Origin of the sequence: Streptococcus sp. SG1 (genome assembly GCF_030439935.1) — a bacterium.
Classification (GTDB): domain Bacteria; phylum Bacillota; class Bacilli; order Lactobacillales; family Streptococcaceae; genus Streptococcus; species Streptococcus gordonii.
In genome coordinates this window covers 93,265-113,655 of the sequence record NZ_JAQFJC010000009.1, presented here as the reverse complement: position 1 = coordinate 113,655, position 20,391 = coordinate 93,265, and the positions used below count along the sequence as shown (strand labels likewise).

16 protein-coding genes and 2 pseudogenes are annotated in these 20,391 nt (G+C 38.1%); 5 read left to right on the top strand and 13 right to left on the bottom strand.

The annotated features are described in order from the left end of the window. Positions 1–501, bottom strand: a pseudogene (locus PCY06_RS08850) (replication initiation protein); the annotation flags it as partial. A 45-nt stretch (positions 502–546) separates the two neighbouring features. Then, positions 547–729 (bottom strand): hypothetical protein, encoded by a 183-nt coding sequence (locus tag PCY06_RS08845; protein ID WP_308697132.1) that lies wholly within the window; start codon positions 727–729, stop codon positions 547–549. Between the two features lie 208 nt (positions 730–937). Between PCY06_RS08845 and PCY06_RS08840 the strand changes: the two genes are divergently transcribed. After that, a complete protein-coding gene (locus PCY06_RS08840) occupies positions 938–1,447 on the top strand; it encodes a helix-turn-helix domain-containing protein (RefSeq protein ID WP_247941099.1) in 510 nt (169 codons plus the stop codon). 257 nt (positions 1,448–1,704) lie between these two features. On the opposite strand, the gene PCY06_RS08835 is transcribed toward PCY06_RS08840, so the two are convergent. The 5 genes from PCY06_RS08835 to PCY06_RS08815 all read right to left on the bottom strand — a co-directional run bounded on the left by PCY06_RS08835 (position 1,705) and on the right by PCY06_RS08815 (position 5,870). Beyond that, positions 1,705–3,042: a HAMP domain-containing sensor histidine kinase gene (locus tag PCY06_RS08835; protein WP_125384897.1), complete on the bottom strand. Its 1,338-nt coding sequence runs from the start codon at positions 3,040–3,042 to the stop codon at positions 1,705–1,707. Next, positions 3,021–3,689: a response regulator transcription factor gene (locus PCY06_RS08830; protein ID WP_031576232.1), complete on the bottom strand. Its 669-nt coding sequence runs from the start codon at positions 3,687–3,689 to the stop codon at positions 3,021–3,023. The genes PCY06_RS08835 and PCY06_RS08830 overlap by 22 nt, the downstream gene beginning before the upstream one ends. Position 3,690: 1 nt before the next feature. Further along, on the bottom strand, positions 3,691–4,311 hold the full coding sequence (locus PCY06_RS08825) for a hypothetical protein (RefSeq protein ID WP_254728112.1): 621 nt from the start codon (positions 4,309–4,311) through the stop codon (positions 3,691–3,693). A 109-nt stretch (positions 4,312–4,420) separates the two neighbouring features. Then, positions 4,421–5,173: an ABC transporter permease gene (locus tag PCY06_RS08820; RefSeq protein WP_031576229.1), complete on the bottom strand. Its 753-nt coding sequence runs from the start codon at positions 5,171–5,173 to the stop codon at positions 4,421–4,423. Next, positions 5,166–5,870: a lantibiotic protection ABC transporter ATP-binding subunit gene (locus PCY06_RS08815; protein ID WP_031576228.1), complete on the bottom strand. Its 705-nt coding sequence runs from the start codon at positions 5,868–5,870 to the stop codon at positions 5,166–5,168. Before PCY06_RS08815 ends, PCY06_RS08820 begins: the two co-directional genes overlap by 8 nt. Before the next feature lie 715 nt (positions 5,871–6,585). Here PCY06_RS08815 and PCY06_RS08810 point away from each other — a divergent pair. Both PCY06_RS08810 and PCY06_RS08805 read left to right on the top strand, forming a co-directional pair. After that, complete coding sequence (locus PCY06_RS08810; protein ID WP_082307365.1) at positions 6,586–7,395, top strand: Cof-type HAD-IIB family hydrolase; 810 nt, start codon at positions 6,586–6,588, stop codon at positions 7,393–7,395. A 10-nt stretch (positions 7,396–7,405) separates the two neighbouring features. Then, positions 7,406–8,350, top strand: a complete 945-nt coding sequence (locus PCY06_RS08805) for a LacI family DNA-binding transcriptional regulator (RefSeq protein ID WP_082307364.1) — start codon at positions 7,406–7,408, stop codon at positions 8,348–8,350. 262 nt (positions 8,351–8,612) lie between these two features. Here PCY06_RS08805 and PCY06_RS08800 read toward each other — a convergent pair. Then, a pseudogene (locus tag PCY06_RS08800) lies at positions 8,613–8,881 on the bottom strand (site-specific integrase); the annotation flags it as partial. Positions 8,882–9,240: 359 nt separating this feature from the next. On the opposite strand from PCY06_RS08800, the gene PCY06_RS08795 reads away from it, so the two are divergent. Next, positions 9,241–9,435, top strand: coding sequence for a helix-turn-helix transcriptional regulator (locus PCY06_RS08795; protein WP_061594126.1), 195 nt, complete (start codon positions 9,241–9,243; stop codon positions 9,433–9,435). Between the two features lie 15 nt (positions 9,436–9,450). Next, on the top strand, positions 9,451–9,993 hold the full coding sequence (locus PCY06_RS08790) for a DUF3278 domain-containing protein (protein WP_061594125.1): 543 nt from the start codon (positions 9,451–9,453) through the stop codon (positions 9,991–9,993). Positions 9,994–10,579: 586 nt separating this feature from the next. Here the strand turns inward: PCY06_RS08790 and PCY06_RS08785 are convergent. The 5 genes from PCY06_RS08785 to PCY06_RS08765 form a co-directional block, all read right to left on the bottom strand. Continuing rightward, positions 10,580–10,810, bottom strand: coding sequence for a GlsB/YeaQ/YmgE family stress response membrane protein (locus tag PCY06_RS08785; RefSeq protein ID WP_045504405.1), 231 nt, complete (start codon positions 10,808–10,810; stop codon positions 10,580–10,582). A 3-nt stretch (positions 10,811–10,813) separates the two neighbouring features. Next, positions 10,814–11,062, bottom strand: a complete 249-nt coding sequence (locus PCY06_RS08780) for a hypothetical protein (protein ID WP_225791209.1) — start codon at positions 11,060–11,062, stop codon at positions 10,814–10,816. Between the two features lies 1 nt (position 11,063). Further along, positions 11,064–12,305: an aminopeptidase gene (locus PCY06_RS08775; protein ID WP_082307361.1), complete on the bottom strand. Its 1,242-nt coding sequence runs from the start codon at positions 12,303–12,305 to the stop codon at positions 11,064–11,066. A gap of 228 nt (positions 12,306–12,533) precedes the next feature. Then, positions 12,534–15,395: an AAA family ATPase gene (locus PCY06_RS08770; protein WP_125367572.1), complete on the bottom strand. Its 2,862-nt coding sequence runs from the start codon at positions 15,393–15,395 to the stop codon at positions 12,534–12,536. Between the two features lie 479 nt (positions 15,396–15,874). Beyond that, the gene (locus tag PCY06_RS08765) at positions 15,875–20,263 is read right to left on the bottom strand and encodes a PolC-type DNA polymerase III (protein WP_195916557.1); all 4,389 of its coding nucleotides are present in this window, start codon (positions 20,261–20,263) and stop codon (positions 15,875–15,877) included. Positions 20,264–20,391 lie beyond the last annotated feature (128 nt).

Genomic DNA, 20,391 nt, shown 5'->3' with positions numbered 1-20,391 from the left:
CCCTCGACCATAGAAGACCTTATGGGTAACACCACCTTTAATATGTTGCAAATTAACGATTTCAGGCCTGTTGAAAATGTCAAATGCCAAATCAAAACGAGACAAACGTACCGTCAATGAATTCAATTTAGCAAAGTACATTAATTGTCTCCATACTTTCATTCCGTCAAATTCTTTTAAAATATTAGGATTGAAATCAATTCGAATCAATTGTTCACCTCCATAAGTGGATAATTGGAAAAATATAATATTGATCGAATCATACTCATTAAAATTTTTAGCTAAAGTAAAGACATCATCTCGTACATTATCATATAGTTCAAATGAATCAACTCTTGTACTTATTGCCTGTTTCAGATTTTTGAAAATTCGTCTTAGGGAACCAGTGTCTGTATCCCAGATAACCGTTAATCTATCAATACTGACATCTAACCGCTGTACTAATTCTCCTACATCACATCGTTCTTGAATGTTTCTTAAATCTTGTATAGAAACCAACAAAATTGTCCCCCCTTCTTTTAGATTTTTTAGGTCTCAGAAACACCGTCAAATCAACGTTTGCTCGTTCCGTCGTTCTTTGGGCGTTGCCCTAAGTGTACCTTTTTGCTGGCTGTTAGAATAGCCAGCTTTTGCTTGGCTAGAAATTGTCTGGACGCCAGTCTGCAGGACTTCGCCTGACTTCCCGTCAGGCTCGTCCCTTGACCTTGTCCACACAATTTCTAGCACCAAGGCTTCGAATAGTCATAAGTCATAGTCTCGTCCTCAACTTCCTCCTCACTCACTGTTCCTAAACTTACGAGCTACTTTGTATCGTTTATAACTTATTTATAAGTTATAAATATATTTTATAAAAAATATTTTAAATAGTCAACTAAAAACTTGATTTGTAAGTTTATAGATGATAGAATAAGTTTAAAATACAACATAGGAGTTTATCATGACCTTTATTATTCAAAATTTTGGACCCAATTTGGCACGACTACGCATAGAAAAAGGAGTAAGTCAAACTCAACTTGCGGAAGATTTAGGAATCGGTAAACAGTCCATCTCTGATTATGAAAAACAAAAAAGCTATCCTACCTTTGCAAATTTAGATAAGATAGCAGAATATTTTAATGCAACTCCAACCCAACTATTTGGAACTAGTAAAGAGATTGAGTTAGAAAAGAGTGTTCTTGAATCTAATGAATACTCTGATAAAGTAAGTGAAATCTTAAAGGCTGTCAAATACATCGAACATTTTCTACAAACTGATGGACAGTACTTAGAGGATTTACTTTACCTAACAAGAGGCAACCAACTATACACAGAAGATGGAGATGAATTGTATATTGATCCAACTTCTCAGAAAAGAACATTTCATACCCAATATGAACCCGGTTTTATTGTAGCAAGAGATAAATCCCCACTAGAACTCTTAATTGAAAATAAGGACCTATTAGATTAAATAAAAAAAGCGAGTTTTAGGCTCGCTTTTCTATTGTATAATCTTATTCTTCAGTTCTTCCAGTTACTTGAAGCAGGTTCACTGTTTCAATATTGTTGAAGACAAAATTAATTGAATTATCCTCTCCAATCTCAATACGATCTATAAAAGACACTAAAGATAGTTGATTTAATTCATCACTTTCAGAATTAGGAACTATCTCAGAAACGAAAATTTATCCCCTTGATAACCAGATTTATTAATTTTTTAAAATATGCTTACTTTTTAAATACCATTTTAACTTCAGCACCATTACCTTGATCATCATAATTATTTAGTAACAATTGTCCCTTGTTATTTTCAAGTATTTTCATAACAATTGAAAGCCCTAATCCATGTATATTATTATCATACATTTTCGTTGATACATATTTTTCTCTTAGATCATAAAGAATATCATTATTAAATCCATCACCTTGATCCCTGACCACAATAGTATAATCATCTATATCATCATAAAAACCGATAAATATCGTAGAACCCACTGAAGAGTTCTCAATTGCATTATTTACTAAATTTTGTATCGCAATAGCAATTGAATTTTTATCTAATTTAATGTTACTTTCATCAGACGAAAGAATTGACAAGCTAAAACCCTTAAGTTTACAAATACTAGTCACAATTTTTATCCAATCGTCTAAAACTTCTTTTGATACAACTTCCTTTGGAGCTTCCATCAAATCAGAAAATTCATTTAGTTTTTTTAAAAAAGATTCCAATCTCTCCACACCATTTAAAGCATCTTCTGCTCTTTCAAGAACATTTTCTTGATCTTCTTTTAATAATTCTATATTCCCCTTAATTAGAGTAATCGGAGTCCTCACATCATGAGTAATCGATTGAATCATTTCTTTTTGTGTCATCTGCATATTCCATTGTTTTTCTAATGATGCCTTTAAGCTCCTTGCCATACTATCTATAGAATCTAACACTCCTGAAATTTCTGTATAATCAGAATACTCTCTTTCAAATTCTAATTGTAATTTTTCAATATTTTCATTAGCCTTGGATATCTTTCTAATTTCACTCCTTAATTTCCTTGTCAAATTACTTATTAAATAAATAAACCCAATTAGCCATAGACAAAACATGCTTGTAAAATACACCAATTCAAAATTTCCAATTATTTTGTATACATTTGGATTGGTAGGTATAGCACTAATTTTATATTTTATGATCAAATCTTTATTACCATTTTTAAAAGCCTTAAATACATCTGAACCTATTATGTGTTCCTTTGAAGATTTTCCTTTTTGCAATGCCTCACTTATTTTTTGATTATAGCGTTCATCAATCGTATTTTCTATAATTTCTCCATTATCTCTTAATTGATATTCATAAAAAAATGGTATTTTATCAATTTCCCAATTCTCTTTTTGAAACTCATATTTTACTGTATCAGAATGCCTTTCAGCATAATTTGCAGGATATACTACCCCAGTGTTAATTAAGATGTTTAGAGGCATATAGGAAAATAAACTCATAAATAGTACAAAAAACAATTCTAAAATTGCAAATTTACTAATTAAATAGGTTAAACTTTTTTTAGTTCCCATTGATAACCTACTCCCCAAATAGTTTTAACTGGATCTATATGAAATCCAGCAAATTTTTCTCTTATTTTTTTTATTCTTTCTGTAATAGAAGTTGAACTATCACCTTCAGCATCATATCCATAAATTGTTGTATAAATCTTTTCTTTAGTAAAAACCTGGTTTCTATTTTTTAAAAGTAATTCGCATATTTTATATTCACTTTTGGTAAGAGTAATTTCATCTTCCTTGAAATATATTTTTTTAGACAATAAGTCACAAGAAATTGGATAATCAATTATTCTACTGTGCTTATCTCTATTTTCTCTTCTAATATGTGCTGCAACCCTCGCCCTTATTTCAGATACAGAAAATGGCTTTGTAACATAATCATCTGCACCTAAGGCAAATCCCTCTATCTTGTCCTTTTCAAAACTTTTAGCCGTCAACAAGATAATCGGTGCATCTATCAATTCTCTATATCGTGATAAAAACTCAAATCCATCCATTTTATCCATCATGACATCAAGAATAATCAAATTATATTTAACCAGCTGTTCAGGAACAATTTTTTCAGCTGAATCACAAAGGTCAACATTATATTCTTTTTTAAAAGTCAACTCTAAAAGTCGTAATAGATCTTTATCATCATCTATGATTAATAAGTTCATTCTACTCCTCCATTTTATTAATACCATCCCATCTATTATACCAAATATTAAATACGCCTATAAACAATACAGTAATGATTACTGATAATGCTAAAAACATCAAAATATCATGACTTGTAACTTCATGACTTGTATAAGCAAAAATAAGTTTTATAGGCCAAACAAAAGGTAATAAATACCAAATATTACTGCCTAATTCTGTGGTACCTAACAAAATACCTGATAATGTTAAAAAAATTCCGATTAGTATACTGCCAGAAAAACCTAATTTCAAACTTAAAAATTGATAAACAGGAATCATTGGCATCAGCATAATTGTACCAATCAAAAAGCATAAAACTGTACTTATATAATTAAACTCAACTTTTCCAAACCCGACTAATATCATTACCAAGATAGATATAAATTCAATTATAAATAGTAATATAGAGATATAAATAGATTTAGAAAAGAATATTTTTTTCCTACTAATCCCAGTCCTTAAATCATTTGCAAAATTCCCAGCTACCTTATCAACCTCATATATCATTGGTATATAAAAACACATTGAAAAATTTGCTAAAATTATATATGCGCAAAAGAACACTCCCATTTCTTTCCCTATTAATCCTTTTGAATTCATCGAATAAATACCATAAATCAAAGAAAATAGGATTGGGCATAAAAAAGTCATTAGTCTTACTGGTGTCCTTCTACTTCTAAGCCAGTATGACGATATCATATTATGCACTTCATTTACTCCTTTTGTTGTTAATTAAAAGACTTAATGTTAATACGACTACATAGACCGCAATACTTAAAAGCAATCCTAAGTATGTTGCATCCATATTCATTAGTTTAGAGCCAGTCTCAAGAAAAGTCCCATTTGGATGTACTCCAACAACTGGACTAAGCATTCGCAAGTTATATGACCATGGAAATAAAATCCAATTTTTTGTTACTGCAATCACAGCCGATGGGAATGTCAACACAAAATTCAACAATATAAGAACAGCTTTCTTTTTTGTAAGTCCATATATCAAAAAAGATAAAGCAACGATCGGTAAACTTCCAATAAAAAGACAAATAGTAGCTATAATTAATTGACTTAGCGATATTTTTTCACCTAGAAAAAATGTCGCAACAGTAAATATTAATATTGTTGATATTAGTAGAATAATAAATAATTCAGCTACAATAATAATATTTTTTGCCAATTCTATTTTTGTAAAACTTAGATTTTTGCTTTTTTGTAAAACAATATGCTCGCTCTTTTCTTTAACATTTATATTCACAACTAGTAAGCTCAAAACTATTGGGAGAATTAAAAGTGGATACCAATTAAAAGAAGTTGCCAATATGTAACTTTTTCCTTCTGGACTTTCCCCCATCAAACTAATCATAGCTATATTAAATAAAACAAAAATTATAGGCACAATAATTCCTAACTTTAAGTTAGCAGATCTTTTTTCTTTCATTAACTCTGTTTTAATATAACTAATCATTATTTTTCACATCCTTTTTTATCATTTCTAAAAACAATTTTTCCAAATCCATCTCATCAGAATTATTAGCTTCATAAATGAGATGCCCATTATTAATAATCCCTATCTTATCTGCTATCTGTTGAATCTCACTCAGAATATGACTTGAAATAATGACTGTAATCCCTTTTTTAGAAAACTCTTTTATCAATTCTCTTAACTCTTGAATTCCCAAAGGATCTAGTCCATTAGTTGGTTCATCAAGTATCAATAATTCTGGATTATTTATTAGTGTCATTGCAATTCCAAGTCTTTGTTTCATCCCCAATGAAAAATTTCTTACCAATTTTTTATTTGTGTCTTCTAACCCAACTGTTTTTAACACATAATCAATTCTTCTTTTATCAATATTTAATAATACTGTTAAAACTTCTAAGTTTTCGTATGCTGTTAAATTTGGATAGATGGCAGGATGCTCTATGATAGCTCCAACTTTTTTTAAATCTTGTGTACACATGCTTTTTCCTTCAAAAAAAATATCCCCTGATGTACAATTCATAACTTTAGTAATTACTTTTAATAGCGTTGATTTCCCAGCACCATTCGGTCCTAATAGTCCATATATCTTTCCTTTCTCTACTTTAATTGATATATTTTCAAGTACCATTTGTTTTTTGATTTTCTTTGTTAAATTTCTTGTTTCAAGCATAATTTCCATATAATGTTCCTCCGTTTCTTATGTAATCAATTCTAATACTAAAAAATAACCAAATCATAATTACTCTATTTTTTTGTAAAACAAAAAGCATATATAAATTTTAAAAAGGAGTAAGCAACTCTTCTGTTCACTTACTCCCCCATACTTTTATCTAAAATCATCAAATGTGAGTCATTCGTTATTTTTGCCCCACTTTTGCCCCATTTTTAAATCCTGACATTGAAAACACCTAAAAGTATTTCTCTAAAATCAGCTATATTTCAACATTTTTATTTATTTTCAATATGAAAAGTTCTTACAAATCCATGTAGGGGGCATAGAAATATAGAAGAAAAAGCCTTGATTTTCAAGGCTTTTTTGTGTCTTCTCTACTTTAGTTCTACTAACGGATACTCATTTAAAAGGTTTTGTAGTATCTGATGTTCTTTTCCTTCTCTTTCAAAAGATGAGCATACGTTTCAATTGCTCGTTTTTTATTTTTATGCCCCATTATATAAGCAACCGTTCAGATATCAATTCCTTTTGCAAGCAACATAAATACCCGTAGAATTGAGAAAATTCCTATTTTACTCAGTAACAAAATTGTAAACCTTGATATAAAGATCAGATTCGTCATATAGGATTTATTTTCTCAAAAATTTTTTTAAAATTTACGCTTGACATGGAACGCGTTCCATGGTTTATACTGATTTCAAAAGTAAAAGAGGTAAATTTTATGACAATCAAACGTATTTTTTGTGATATGGATGGAACACTATTAAATAGCGAAGGACAGGTCAGTGACAGTAATGCGACCTTGATACGTGAAGCAGGGATTCCTATAACTTTAGTATCTGCTAGAGCACCAATGGAAATGAAGGAGGCCACAGATGCCCTTCAATTAAAAGGGGGCCAGGTCGCTTTTAACGGAGGATTAATTTATACAATAGGCGCTAATAATCAAGTTCTACCCATTCATGTACAAACCATTAAAAATAAGACAGTAAAACAACTGCTGAAAGGGATACGTCAACACTTTCCTCAAGTCAGCTTATCTTATTACGACCTGAACAACTGGTATTGTGATAAAATAGATGAAGGAATCCAATACGAACAAAGTTTAACCCGTCAAACACCAACATTTATTGATAATGAAGATCAGTTTTTAGAAGGTCAAGGAAATACTTTTAAAATCATGATGATTACTTTCGATGAAGCAACAATGCGAGAATTGGAAAAATATCTTCAAAGTTTATACTTACCACAAATCACTATTCAACGTTCAGGTAAGGCCTATCTTGAAATTACACATCTCTTAGCCAAAAAATCTAAAGGAATCGCACACATCCTTCGAAAAGAGCAGTTGGCTAAAGAAGAAACAGCTGCATTTGGTGACGGACATAATGATTTGCCTATGCTTGAAATGGTAGGTTACCCTATTGTGATGGATAATGCCTTTGATGACATCAAAGCGATAGCTTATAAAATAACGAAGTCTAATGATGAAGATGGCGTAGGATATGGGATTCATCAATTTTTAAAGTAGGAGCCCAACAATGACAAGTATTAGTGATATAGCTAAAAAGGCTGGCGTTGCTAAATCAACGGTTTCCCGTGTGATCAATCACCATCCATATGTTTCTGATGAGACACGGAAAAAAGTAATGGATCTTATCGCTGAATTGGATTATATGCCAAACCAACTAGCGCGAGATCTCAGTCGAGGCAAAACACAAAAAATAGGTGTCGTCATTCCACACACGCGCCACCCTTATTTTACACACTTAATAAATGGTCTCCTAGATGCTGCTAAAGCTAGCGACTATCAACTTGTTATGATGCCTTCAGATTACAACCAAGAATTAGAACTGTCCTACCTGAAGCAACTTAAAATGGAAGCTATTGCCGCTTTAATCTTCACCTCAAGAGCCATTAGTCTTGAGATTATTGAAACATATGCAAAATACGGACGCATAGTGGTTTGTGAAAAATTGCAGGGATATCAGCTCCTATCCTCTGCTTACCTCGACCGCTATTCTTCATTTGTGGATGCTTTTTCTGCTATGAAAGCACGAGGCTTGCAGCACTTAGTTTTGTTATTTTCAAGAGATAATGAATCATCTGCTACTTATCAGTCCGCATTATTAGCTTATCACGATGTTTATGGTCAACAATCGACTCCATATATGGTATTTGGAAATATCCACGATTTTAATGATGGCCTACATATATCTCATCAATTGGTAAAAGATGCTCATATAGATGGTGTATTAGCTACAAGTGATGAAGTTGCTGCAGGGATCTTAAAAGGATATGAAGAAAGTAAGAAAAAATATCCCTATATTATTGGGCAAGAAAATTTGTTAGTTGGGCAACTGTTGAAACTCCCAACGATAGACCACAAATCCTATTCATTAGGAAAATTAGCCTTTAAACAAGCTTTATCTGAATCGATTAGTCAAGAAGTTTTGATCTCAGAATTTTTATCGCAAGACAATTAGTCATTAAAAGTAATAAAAAAGTTTCCAATTTTGTATAGTTGGAAACTTTTTTAGTTAATGATTCATAATTTTAAACAGTTACTACTTGCCCAATTTTAAATCGCTCAAAGTATTTTCTGAAAATCACTTATATCTCAATATTTTTAATTAGTTTCAATATGAAGATTTCTTACAAATGCATGCAGGATGCATAGGAATATAGAAAGAAGCCTTGTAAATCAAGGCTTTTTTGCTTGTCTCAAGATTATTTGCTCCACATTTTTCATGAGCAATCTTTCCAAACACCTTTGATTTGATTAAATTCTTCAAAAATTTTCTCTTCTAAAGTGTGTCTATACACTCCTACTAACATTGAAATATCGCTCTGCCCTAAAATTTTTGCATAACTCCAAGGTCAAATCCTTTGTGTCAGAGATAACTCCCATAGGTGTGATGTGCTTCTTTTGTCGTGATATTTAAATAAATGCCCAACTCATTTAAGAAAATACTCAATGCTTTATTGACACTTGCAATATCGGGGACTGAATGAATAGACGTTTTATTTTTGGGTAAGACAAATTTATGAAAGAGAATTGCCTATTCGACCGAATTTTTCATCAAATTCTACTTCATACTTTTTTATTCGATTAATTCTTCAAACTATATCCTATTTTAAAGGATCGTATAAGTCAAAAAAAGGAATAATTTATTTTCTATAATTCCTTTTAACGTTTCAGAATTTTTTACTGGGTTAATCCGTTCAGTATTACCAATAATCATTGTTGAGAATTTTTCACTTATAGTTATTTTGTCAAAAATATTAAAATAGTGTCAAAAATAGTTGACATCACTTTAAAAAAAGAATATTATATAGTCAAGTATATACGACATAATTTAAGAAAGGAGTAATCATGAACCGTGTCCAAAAGTTTCGAAAAAAACTGGGAATTTCCCAACTTGATCTCGCCAAATATATTGGCGTCTCGAGACAAACAATTAATATGATTGAGAACAATAAGTACAATCCAACATTAGAACTTTGTCTAAATCTTGCTCGAAGCCTCCATACTGACCTCAACAGTCTTTTCTGGGAGGATGACTTTTAAAAAAGGAAAACAAATATGAAAAAAGAAACTTTCACTGAAAAACTCATCAAGCGTACATTTGGGATTTCTGGCCCTCTAGACGAGCATAAAAAACGTGAAGCCGACCGTATTGGTAATCAGGTTTTTATAGTCCTCTTTTACATGATGGTTTTTGCAAATATAATCCCACTATTTCTAGCTAAACGTTACCCAGAAATTATTGCACTTGGATATCCCATCTTAATATTTCTGTTTTCTATCATCATTAGTATATATGTTAGTTACCAGTCAAAAAAATCAGGTATTACAGCCATAGACCCAGAAATTTTGGAACAGAAAGAAAGCAAACGTTTACCACTCTCTGGTCTTAAAGCAGGTATAGTTTATGGAATAATTATGTTTTTTAGTCTCCCATTTCTCAGTATCCTAATGGGAGATGCAAGAAACTATTCTCAAAATCTTTTTAATATAAAACACATATGCTCTACTCTTTTTGCTTCCGTGTTATTTGGAATAATTGTACAAATTGTTATTTATATGCGGATTCGAAAAGCAAAAAATGAACAAGATGATGATTGAGAGGTGTACCTTATGAAATCACTAGTGACCTTGATTATTTCCCACATTACTTTAAGTATTTTTGTGGTAGTTCTCTTTCTTTCTGGTGAACCATCTAAAAAATATTTAATTCTAATTCTTCTGTGTCTTCCAGCACTAAACAAACTTCTCGCGCATCTTAACATCAACTCAGATAAAGCTCGATTACTCAACTCATCTCTATGCTTCTTCCTCATATCTTTACCACAGTTAACAAATATCTCTACTAACTGGAGATATTTCCTATTATCAATAGTAGCCGGCATTTCCGGCTTCATCTATCTCTATACTTTCTATAGATTATTAAAGGAAACTAAGAGAAAAACACTTATTTAAGAGGTTAATTCCCTAAAAAGGACATTTAGAATACTTTTTCCTATTCTAGGATTCAAATTTTTAAATTTTCTTTATTAATTTTTTTCTAAAAGATGACCGTAAAAATTTTTTATTCCCAATTTTTCTCTGCTTCTTTTGGAGCATTGTTACGGATCTTGTAAAGTAATCCACTATATTTCATAACTACCAAAAAATCCCTTGAAATAATTTCAAGGGATTTTTGAATTAAAGTTTAACTGTCTCGACTCCAAAAAATTGCTAATAAAATCACTGCACCTAAGATAGAGGGTACTACAGCTGTGTCATGGAGAAGAGGACCCCAGGTCCCGAAAAGACTTTGGCCTATCCAGGCTCCAAGCAAGCCTAGTATCATCTTGCCGATGCATCCCATCCGCTCGCCTCTATTGGTAATTGCGGCAGCTATCAGACCAATGATAAAGCCAACTAACATACTTCCAAGCATGACTTAACCCTCCTTTTTAAATCGTTGAACCAACCAAAGGATGGCCAAGGAAATCACTGAACCAACAAAGGAAGCAAAAATTTTAAAGATAGGGAAAAAGACAACCAAGCCAAGCAGGGCACCGATTAAGCTGACCAACAATTTTAATTTCCATTGTTTGAGCTTTTCAAACGGCGTCAATATGACTGCCACAGCTGTCGTCAGTAAACAAGCTGGCAAAGTGAAAATCAATACAAAAATTAGTCCTGTCATCTTAAATTGCCCAGTCTCCATTTCTAAAGATTGCTACACGGCTGCCGTCTTCGCGGATACCATCAATATCCATCTGATTAGAGCCAATCATAAAGTCCACATGGACATCCGAGCGGTTGAGACCTGCCACCTCCAACTCTTCTTCGGAGAAATTCTCTCCGCCCACTACACTAGTCGCATAAGCTGCACCAATAGCCAAGTGGTTAGATGCATTTTCATCAAAGAGGGTATTGAAGAAAGTAATACCTGACTGAGAAATCGGACTTGGATCTGGTACCAAGGCACATTCACCTAAAGCACGCGCACCCGCATTTTCAAAGACAAGATCCTTCATAACCTGATCACCCTTTTCAGCCGTAATATCTACAATCTGGCCATCCTTGAAGGTCACCTTGATGCCCTCGATGATATTACCATTGTAGCTAAGAGGTTTGGTGCTGGTCACATAACCTTCTGCCCGGCGGAAGTCCGGTGCTGTAAAGACCTCTTCTGTTGGCATGTTAGCAATGAAATACTCACCTTGGGCATTAAGACTGCCAGCCGACTCCCAGTGGTGGTTCTTGGGCAATCCTAATGTCAGGTCTGTTCCCGGCGCTGTGTAGTGGAGAGCAGAAAATTGCTCTTCATTTAGAATCTTCGCTTTTGAGCTGAGTTTTTCTTCATGAGCTTTCCAAGCTGCAACTGGATCATCTTCATAGACCCGGCAGGTTTTGAAAATCTGATCCCAGAGAAGATCTACTGCTTCCTCATCGCTAGCTGCATTTGGAAAGACCTTCTTAGCCCACTCAGTACCAGCTGCTGCTGCAACTGTCCAGCTGACTTTATTGGATTGGGTTGCGATTCGCATCGGCTTCATAGCTAATCCCAAAGCCTTAGCAGAAGCTGATAATTTCTCAGCATCCACACCATTCAAAGCCCCTGGGTCAGATGAACGGACACCCAAACGACTGGCTTTCTTTTCTAGAAGATAGTTCATCTCAGCCACCTTATAGTCAGGGATGTTGTCCAAGCGGTCCATCGGCGCATGGAGGAATTTCTCCCGCGTACTCAAATCATCCGCCCACTGGACGATGACCTCGTGAGCACCCAGAGCATAGGCCTCCTTGACAATCAAGTGGGCCAATTCACGTTGCTCCACATCAATATTGAGCGCCACCGTATGACCCGGCTGCACATTGATACCATTAGCCACCAATAATTTAGCGTATTTTTCTAAGTTTTCTTTAAAATTTGGTAAAACCATTTTTTTCTCCTTAATAAGCAATATTCTCTTCCTAGTATACCATAAGTACACGCCTCCTGCAGAATCCTTACAACAGAAAGTGCCTTTCCTTCCGTCTTGAATACTTTTTTCTCTGCTAGAATATTAAAAATCAAGTCTATTATTTAAACATAAACCAAGACTTTCTACCGTGAGAAAAGCGCCTGAAACAAGAATGTTTCAGGCGCTTGGAATTTTGAAAGCTGAGAATTAGGGAATAACATAGCCTTGGTCATCTACCATATGAGGATGTTCTGGATTTCCATTCTCCCTCAGGGCTTCCAAATCTTGATCCAAAATGGAATTGTAGTCTGTACTTTCTTCACGTGTTACACGAGTCGATACTTGTCGCAAAAGTTTTTCGTTGAGATTGCGGACCCAGCGACCGTTACTGTGGTCATTGGCACGCAAATAATTTCCTTTCACAATTTCTCCGTAGAGAGCTTCATTGACTTGGTAGCCTTGCTTGCGTAATCCCATGAGACCAATCTCTACAATCTCATCTGGATTATAGTCCTCAAAGTCAAAGACATTTGGAATCCGACTTTGCAGTCCTGAATTGACTTGCAAGAAGTCATGCATCTCCCTAGTATAACCAGCGAAGATAATGACGATATCTCGACGGTGATCCTCCATAAATTTGAGGACCTCATCCAAGGCCTCCTTCCCGAAATCATCATTTTGACCAGTGTAGAGCGTGTAGGCTTCATCGATAAAGAGAACCCCACCAAGCGCACTTTCTAAGACTTCACGCGTCTTCAAGGCTGTTTGGCCTTGATAGCCACCAACCAGATTGCTTCTAGATACTTCGATGAATTTCTTCTGCTTGATGACACCTTTTTGAAAGAGAATATTCCCCAAAATGCGAGCAACAGTCGTCTTTCCTGTACCAGGGTTTCCAAGAAAGAGCGAGTGCAGGGTTGTATCTTCCACAAGACCACCTTGCTCCGCCCGTTTTTGGTTGAACTCAGCCATGGCTACAAACTGTTCGACTTGCTCTTTCACTTTTCCAATTCCAACCAAGCGGTTGAGGGCTGCCATACCATCTTCTTCTTTGTCTACCCCTACTTGGTACTTGCCTTGGTTGAGAACAGCATCAATGTCGATATTGAGTATGGTCTCGATATCATCTGAACCTTGGGCCACTACTCGGTCTGCCATGGTCTTGGTCAACTGCTCATCCAGATTACGGATCCAGCGACCATTGCTTTTATCTAATGATCCATCATAGGCTCGCTTGACATGACGAGCATAGTAATCGCGGTCTTCGAGCTTATAGTCTCCCTTATTCAAGATCATTTCACCCAGTTGGACAATTTCATCTCCTGTGAAGTCTTCAAAGATGAAGTTATTGGGCACACGCGAACGGAGGCCTGGATTAGTCCTTAAGAATTCCTCCATTTCTTTGGTATAGCCGGCAAAAATAATCATGATCTCATCACGATTGTCCTCCATGAATTTGAGGATGGTATTGATGGCTTCGATCCCAAAGTCGACATCACTGTCTTTTTTGTCCAAGCTATAGGCTTCATCAATAAAGAGAATCCCACCACGAGCTTTTTCAAGAAGAGCCTGAGTCTGCTCAGCTGTCCCTCCAACATTAGAAGAGATTAAGTCTGACTCAGTCGCTTCGACAAAACGAAATTCCTTACCGGAAAGGACACCTGCCTCAAAGAGAACTTCTCCCAAGAGACGGGCAACGGTCGTCTTCCCTGTACCAGGATTTCCCATGAAGGCTGCATGTAGGGTTTGCTTTTCAGGAGCCTTGCCATTTGCGATACGCTTTTTGTTAAATTCTACCATGTTGATCATTTTTTTGATCTCATGTTTGACCTTCTCAAGACCAATCAGGCTATTGAGTTCTTCCAGTGCATCGCGTTTCTTTTCTTGTTCAGATCCACTTGCTGTAGTAGTTGGAACAGTCGGAATAGTTGCATCAGATGCAGAGCCTGAAGAAGGTGCTTGCGGATTTGCTTTAGCCACTTCTCTACCTACAAGATAGTCACAACCATCCTCAATCTCAGTTATCAGATCACGCGCATCTCCCTGCGTATAAGTAACAGCATCCGCCTTCACATAGGCAGAACTTTGAAGTCGAATATTTGGATCAGCGATTTTATGGAAAATCATCTGGTCCGCCATTACTACACTATCTGAAAAAGCCCCGAATGAAATTCTTTGAGCATTTTCCGCAAGGAAAGTAGTTTCTCCTGTCAAAGTCGCGAACGATAGGTCATAGATGCATAAAAATTCTGTGAAAGTGGCTTGATGAGCTCGAAGCATACTTCCGTACGAATTCAAGGACGTAATGCAATCCGAATCAGAGTTGAATTGAACGTTATTATTGAGGCAAACCGCAGTCCCACCAGGCAATTCGATTTTACAGTTCTCAGATTTCCAGACCACATTATCTAACCAAACTGGTGGATAGTCCATCTCAAGATTCCCACCTTTAACTGTAGAGTTCTTGAGAGTCACTTCTGAGTTAGTCGCACTGATCGTATTAATATCATATTTTTCAAGGTGGACAGTTTCTAATGTTAACTTAGCCCCGTCTGATAGATCAATTCTAGATAAAATCCTTGAATGACTGATTGATAATTCAGAAGCCACGATACCGATTGAAGCATCGTGTTTTTCGGGAACCTTCATTTCTATATCAGTTAAGATTAGTTTAGAATGCGTGTCTGCATATAGAAAAAAGTTCTGATTGTTTTGGGTGCTAATTTCAAAACAAACTTGCTTACAAGTGACTTCAGATCCACTCCATAACAGAAGGGTAGAATAATTCCCTGTGACTTTAAAACACAGATTTTCAAAGGTGACCTTTGCTCCTGCTACAAATCGGAAAGCCGCTTCGATGGTATTCTTAAAGATTTGGCCATTGCCATTTGGATTAGAAACCGATTGCCCTACAAAATGTAGCTCCTTATCAATTACAATTTCCTGATTGGTCGGCCATTGAAAAGCGTATCCATCTTCAAACTCGATGATGTCCCCATTCTGAGCTTTGTTATAAGCATCCATAAAATTCCAACTATTGTTGTAAGGACCTACTAAATATTTCGCCACACTCTTCTCCTCTTTTCTTCTGATTACCAATAAAAACTCGCTGATTTATCAGCTCATTTACGAAATTCTACACACTAAAAATTGTAACACAATCCAGGTTCAATGAAAACATCTAGAAGCGGTTATAAAACTTAAAAACCTCTATTTCCTTTTTTTGAAATAGAGGTTTCGATCTAATCTTTAAAGAGAGACAAGAGAGTTACCATAACTACACTGGAGTGGAGCAGACCAAGCCGGTTACTTTTATAATTGTATCCGTGTCTAGCTCTAATTGATAACCAAATGATTTTTGAGCTGGTTTATCTTCTGCTACAATACTAAATCTCATTTTTCCCCTTTCTTACTCCTGATCCAGATACAATCTTTGCGCTTCTGGGCTATTAGCTAGAAGAACCACAGTCAGAAAACTCAAAACTTCTTCTAACAAGTTTGCCTTAAGCCCACGTTTCATAGACAACTTAAAATCATTTTGAATTATTTTAGAAAAACTCATCAAACAGACTCAACTGGTTATCCTCCGGCATATTGCCCAGAATTCCCATATCGTCCATTTTTTCGACTAGGGTGCTAGAGAGGCCACCGCGCTTGCGGAGCTCCGTCTTAGAGAGGAATTCGCCTTCTTCCCGTGCTCTAACCACCTGGCGGGCAACATTGTCACCCAGACCGTCCATAGCAGAGAATGGCGGGATAAGGGTATCTCCTTCGATGAGAAACTCGGTCGCATGGCTCTTGTAGAGGTCTAGCTTGCCGAATTTGAAGCCTCGCTCCAGCATTTCATTGACGATTTCCAAAGTTGTATAAAGGTCAATTTCTACATTGGAGGCTTCGTTGTTCTTGCGCTTTTCAGCGATTTCGTTCATCCGGCGCTTGACGGCATCAAGTCCGCCACTCATGGTCTTGATATCAAATGCCTTGGCCCGGATAGAGAAGTAGGCACAATAATAATAAATCGGATGATGCACCTTGAAGTAGGCCACCCGCAGGGCCATCATAACATATGCTGCCGCATGGGCCTTGGGGAACATGTACTTGATCTTTCCACAGGACTCAATATACCACTCTGGCACATTATTTTCCTTCATGGCTGCGATGTAGCCATTGCGCTCTTCTTCAGAAATCTTCAGCCAGAGGCCCTTCCGCACGCGCTCCATGATCGTAAAGGCCATCTTAGGGTCCAAGCCCTTGTGCATGAGGTAAACCATGATGTCGTCCCGACAGCCGATAACGGTGGACAGGTCAGCAATTCCTTGCTTGATCAAGTCCTGAGCGTTGCCCAGCCATACGTCCGTACCATGAGAGAGACCAGATAGCTGTAAGAGCTCGGCAAAGGTGGTCGGATGGGTCTCATCAACCATGCCCCGTACAAAGTTGGTTCCAAACTCCGGAATTCCCAGCATACCAGTCGGCGTGCCGATCTGCTCCTGAGTCACTCCCAGAATGTCTGTCCCAGAAAAGAGGGCCATGACACCAGGATCATCCATAGGAATATCAGTAGGATCAATGCCAGATAAGTCTTGAAGCTTCCGAATCATGGTCGGATCATCGTGTCCCAGAACGTCTAGCTTGAGGACATTTTCATCGATATCATGGAAGTTGAAGTGGGTGGTCTGCCACTCGGCCGTCACATCATCAGCTGGATATTGGACTGGTGTAAAGTCATAAACATCCATGTAGTTAGGGATAACAACGATTCCGCCCGGGTGTTGTCCAGTCGTCCGCTTGACTCCGGCAGCTCCCTGCGCCAAACGCTCAACTTCGGCGTCCCGATAGAACTTCCCGTAGTCGCGCTCGTAGCCCTTGACAAATCCATAGGCCGTCTTAGCAGCAACGGTACCAACGGTTCCAGCTCGAAAGGCATATTCCTCACCAAAGATATCCCGCACGTCCAAGTGGGCGCTAGGCTGATCCTCTCCGGAGAAGTTCAAATCAATATCGGGTACCTTGTCCCCGTCAAATCCAAGGAAGGTCTCAAACGGAATATCTTGCCCATTTTTGCTGAGTTTGTGGCCACACTCTGGACAGTCCTTATCCGGCATATCAAAACCAGAACCATAGGAGCCGTCCGTAATGAACTCGCTGTATTGGCATTTGCCACAGACATAGTGGGGTGATAGAGGATTGACCTCGGTAATCCCGATCATGGTCGCAACAAAGCTGGATCCGACAGACCCCCGTGAACCTACCAGATAGCCCCTCTCATTGGAGCGTTGCACCAGCATCTGCGAAGCCAGGTAAATCACGGCAAAGCCATTCCCCAAGATAGAGGTCAGCTCTTTTTCAATCCGTAAGTCCACAATATCTGGCAGCGGATTGCCATAAATCTCAAAGGCCTTTTGATAGGTCAGCTCGGCAACCGTCTCCTCGGCCTTATCAATGAAAGGTGTATAGAGGTCGCCCTTGACCACTTCTACCGGCTCAAAGGTCTCCGCCAGCTGATTGGGATTGGTGATGACCAACTTCTTAGCCAAATCCTCGCCTAGAAAGGCAAATTCGTCCAGCATCTCATTGGTGGTCCGGAAGTGAGCCTTAGGAAGCGGAGCCGGCTGGGCATTTTCACCGTGACCAATGGTTCGGTTAATCATGGCTCCCTGACCCAGACTCCGTACGATAATCTCACGGTAGATCTCTTCTTCCGGCTCGATATAGTGGACGTTCCCCGTTGCAAGGACAGGCTTGCCCAAGCGATCTCCGACCTCAATCAGATTGCGAATTATGGTCTGCAGTTCTTCCTGGTCCTTGATCTGCTCCTTGGCAATCAGTGGCTCATAGATGGCTGGTGGCATGACCTCGATAAAGTCATAATACTTGGCTACTTCGACAGCCGCATCCACCCCCTGAGAGACAACAGCATCATAGACTTCGCCTTCTGAGCAGGCTGAGCCCAGAATCAGGCCTTCACGATGGGCATCCAGCACAGTCCGTGGAATCCGTGGGACACCTTCGAAATACTTGGTATTGGACAGACTGACTAACTTGAAAATATTCTTGAGCCCCGTCTGATTTTTCACATAAATGGTCGCATGCTTGACCCGAGCCTTCTTGTAGGAATTCTCATCGACCAGATCCGTATTCAGATCCTTGAGATTGGTCACACCATGCTTTTCAGCCACATCCTTGATAAAGATAAAGAGGAGGCGGCCTGTCGCTTCCGCGTCATAGTTGGCCATGTGATGGTGCTCCAGAGCAATCTGGAAACGCTTGGTCAAAGGCCCCAGACCATGACGCTTGTACTCTGGATAGAGGTTGCGGGCAAATTCCAGCGTGTCAATAACTGGCTGAGTGATTTTCGGCAGGCCATGACGCTCATAGTTGACATTCATAAAGCCCACATCAAAGGTGGCATTATGGGCAACGAGGACACTGTCCTGGCAAAATTCCTGAAATTCTTTCAGGACCTGCTCCAGGGGTTTGGCATTGCGGACATGCTCATCTGTAATCCCAGTCAAGTCCGTAGTAAAGGCCGACAGAGGATGCCCAGGATTGATAAACTCATCAAACTCAGCGATGATATTGCCCTTGTGCATCTTGCTGGCAGCGACCTGAATCAAGTCATTGTAGACGGCTGAAAGCCCCGTCGTTTCCACGTCAAAGACTACATAGGTCGCATCGCTCAGCGCCATGTCCACTTCATTGTAGACGATGGGCACCCTGTCTTCTACAATATTGGCCTCCATACCGTAAATCAGCTGGATACCAGCTTTCTTGGCAGCCTTGTAGCCATGGGGAAAGCTTTGCACATTGCCATGGTCAGTAATGGCGACAGCCTTGTGGCCCCACTTGGCAGCCGTTGCAACGATTTCCTCTACCTCAGGCAGGGCATCCATAGTAGACATATTGGTATGAGCGTGAAATTCAACCCGCTTCTGGCCCTCAGGCATCAAGTCCTTGCGCTCATAGTGGGTGACTTCCTGCACATCCTGCACATTCATCGTCAGGTCGCGGGTGAAATTGTTCATCTCGACATTTCCCCGTACGCGTAGCCAAGCCCCCTTCTTAATCATGTCAAACTTCTTGGCTTCTTCTTCGTTTTTCATCCATTTCTGCAAGGCGAAGCTAGAAGTATAGTCTGTCATCTTGAAATTGAGCAAGACCCGGCCGGTCCGAGTAACCTTCTGCTCCAGATCAAAGACCATTCCCTCAAAGACCAGACGATTTTCCTCAGTCTGAACTTCAATCATAGGGGTAATCTCTGCCTTATCTAGCTTTGGTTTAGCCGCAGCCTTGCGAGCTTGGAAATCATAGGCTGGTTTTTCCTCTGGCGGTGGCGCCATTTGCTGTAGAGATTCCATGGCTTTGAGAGCTTCTTCATTAGCTTCTTGAACAATCTTGTCATTCTCTGCCTGGAAATTCTCTGCCTGTTGCTGGGTTAACTCATCGCTGTGCTGAACCTGACAGGTCAACTGAGGAAAGCCATACTTGACTAGCTGGCGACTGAGATTTGGTAGGTGATTCTTGCGAAAATGTTCCGTATCAATGGTCGAGGGCCCTTCAATTAGCAACTTGTCCTCATCCAAATGAACCTGCAAATCCTGATAAAGGCTCTTAAATCCATGGCTGGCACATGGACCTTCCTCAAAGGCCAGCTGGTAATAAGCCTGCAAGAGCTCATCTGATAACTGAGGCGCCTGACAGTGAATTTCAAAAATAGCTTGATTGCCTGTCTTCGAAAACTCTTGAGCTAAGCGATTCTGCAATTCCCTAAAAATCTCAACAGGCAGAATATCCTCAAAAGAAAAATGAAATTCCCAGACTCGACTGACCTTGTGGACCAAAACCTTCTCGATTTCTGCATTCAAAAAGGCCTCTGAATTTCTCATCTCCAGTGGCATATCTAGCTGATTCATTAAAATTTCAAACTTGTTTGACATGACATTTCCTCGTACAGTAGTGACCTTATTTTACCATAAATCAGCACTTTTTTCGACAGAAAAAGGACCGAGCAATGCTCAGCTCCCCATATAATTTTCAAGACTTTTTTCTTGGTCCTAAGTTATGA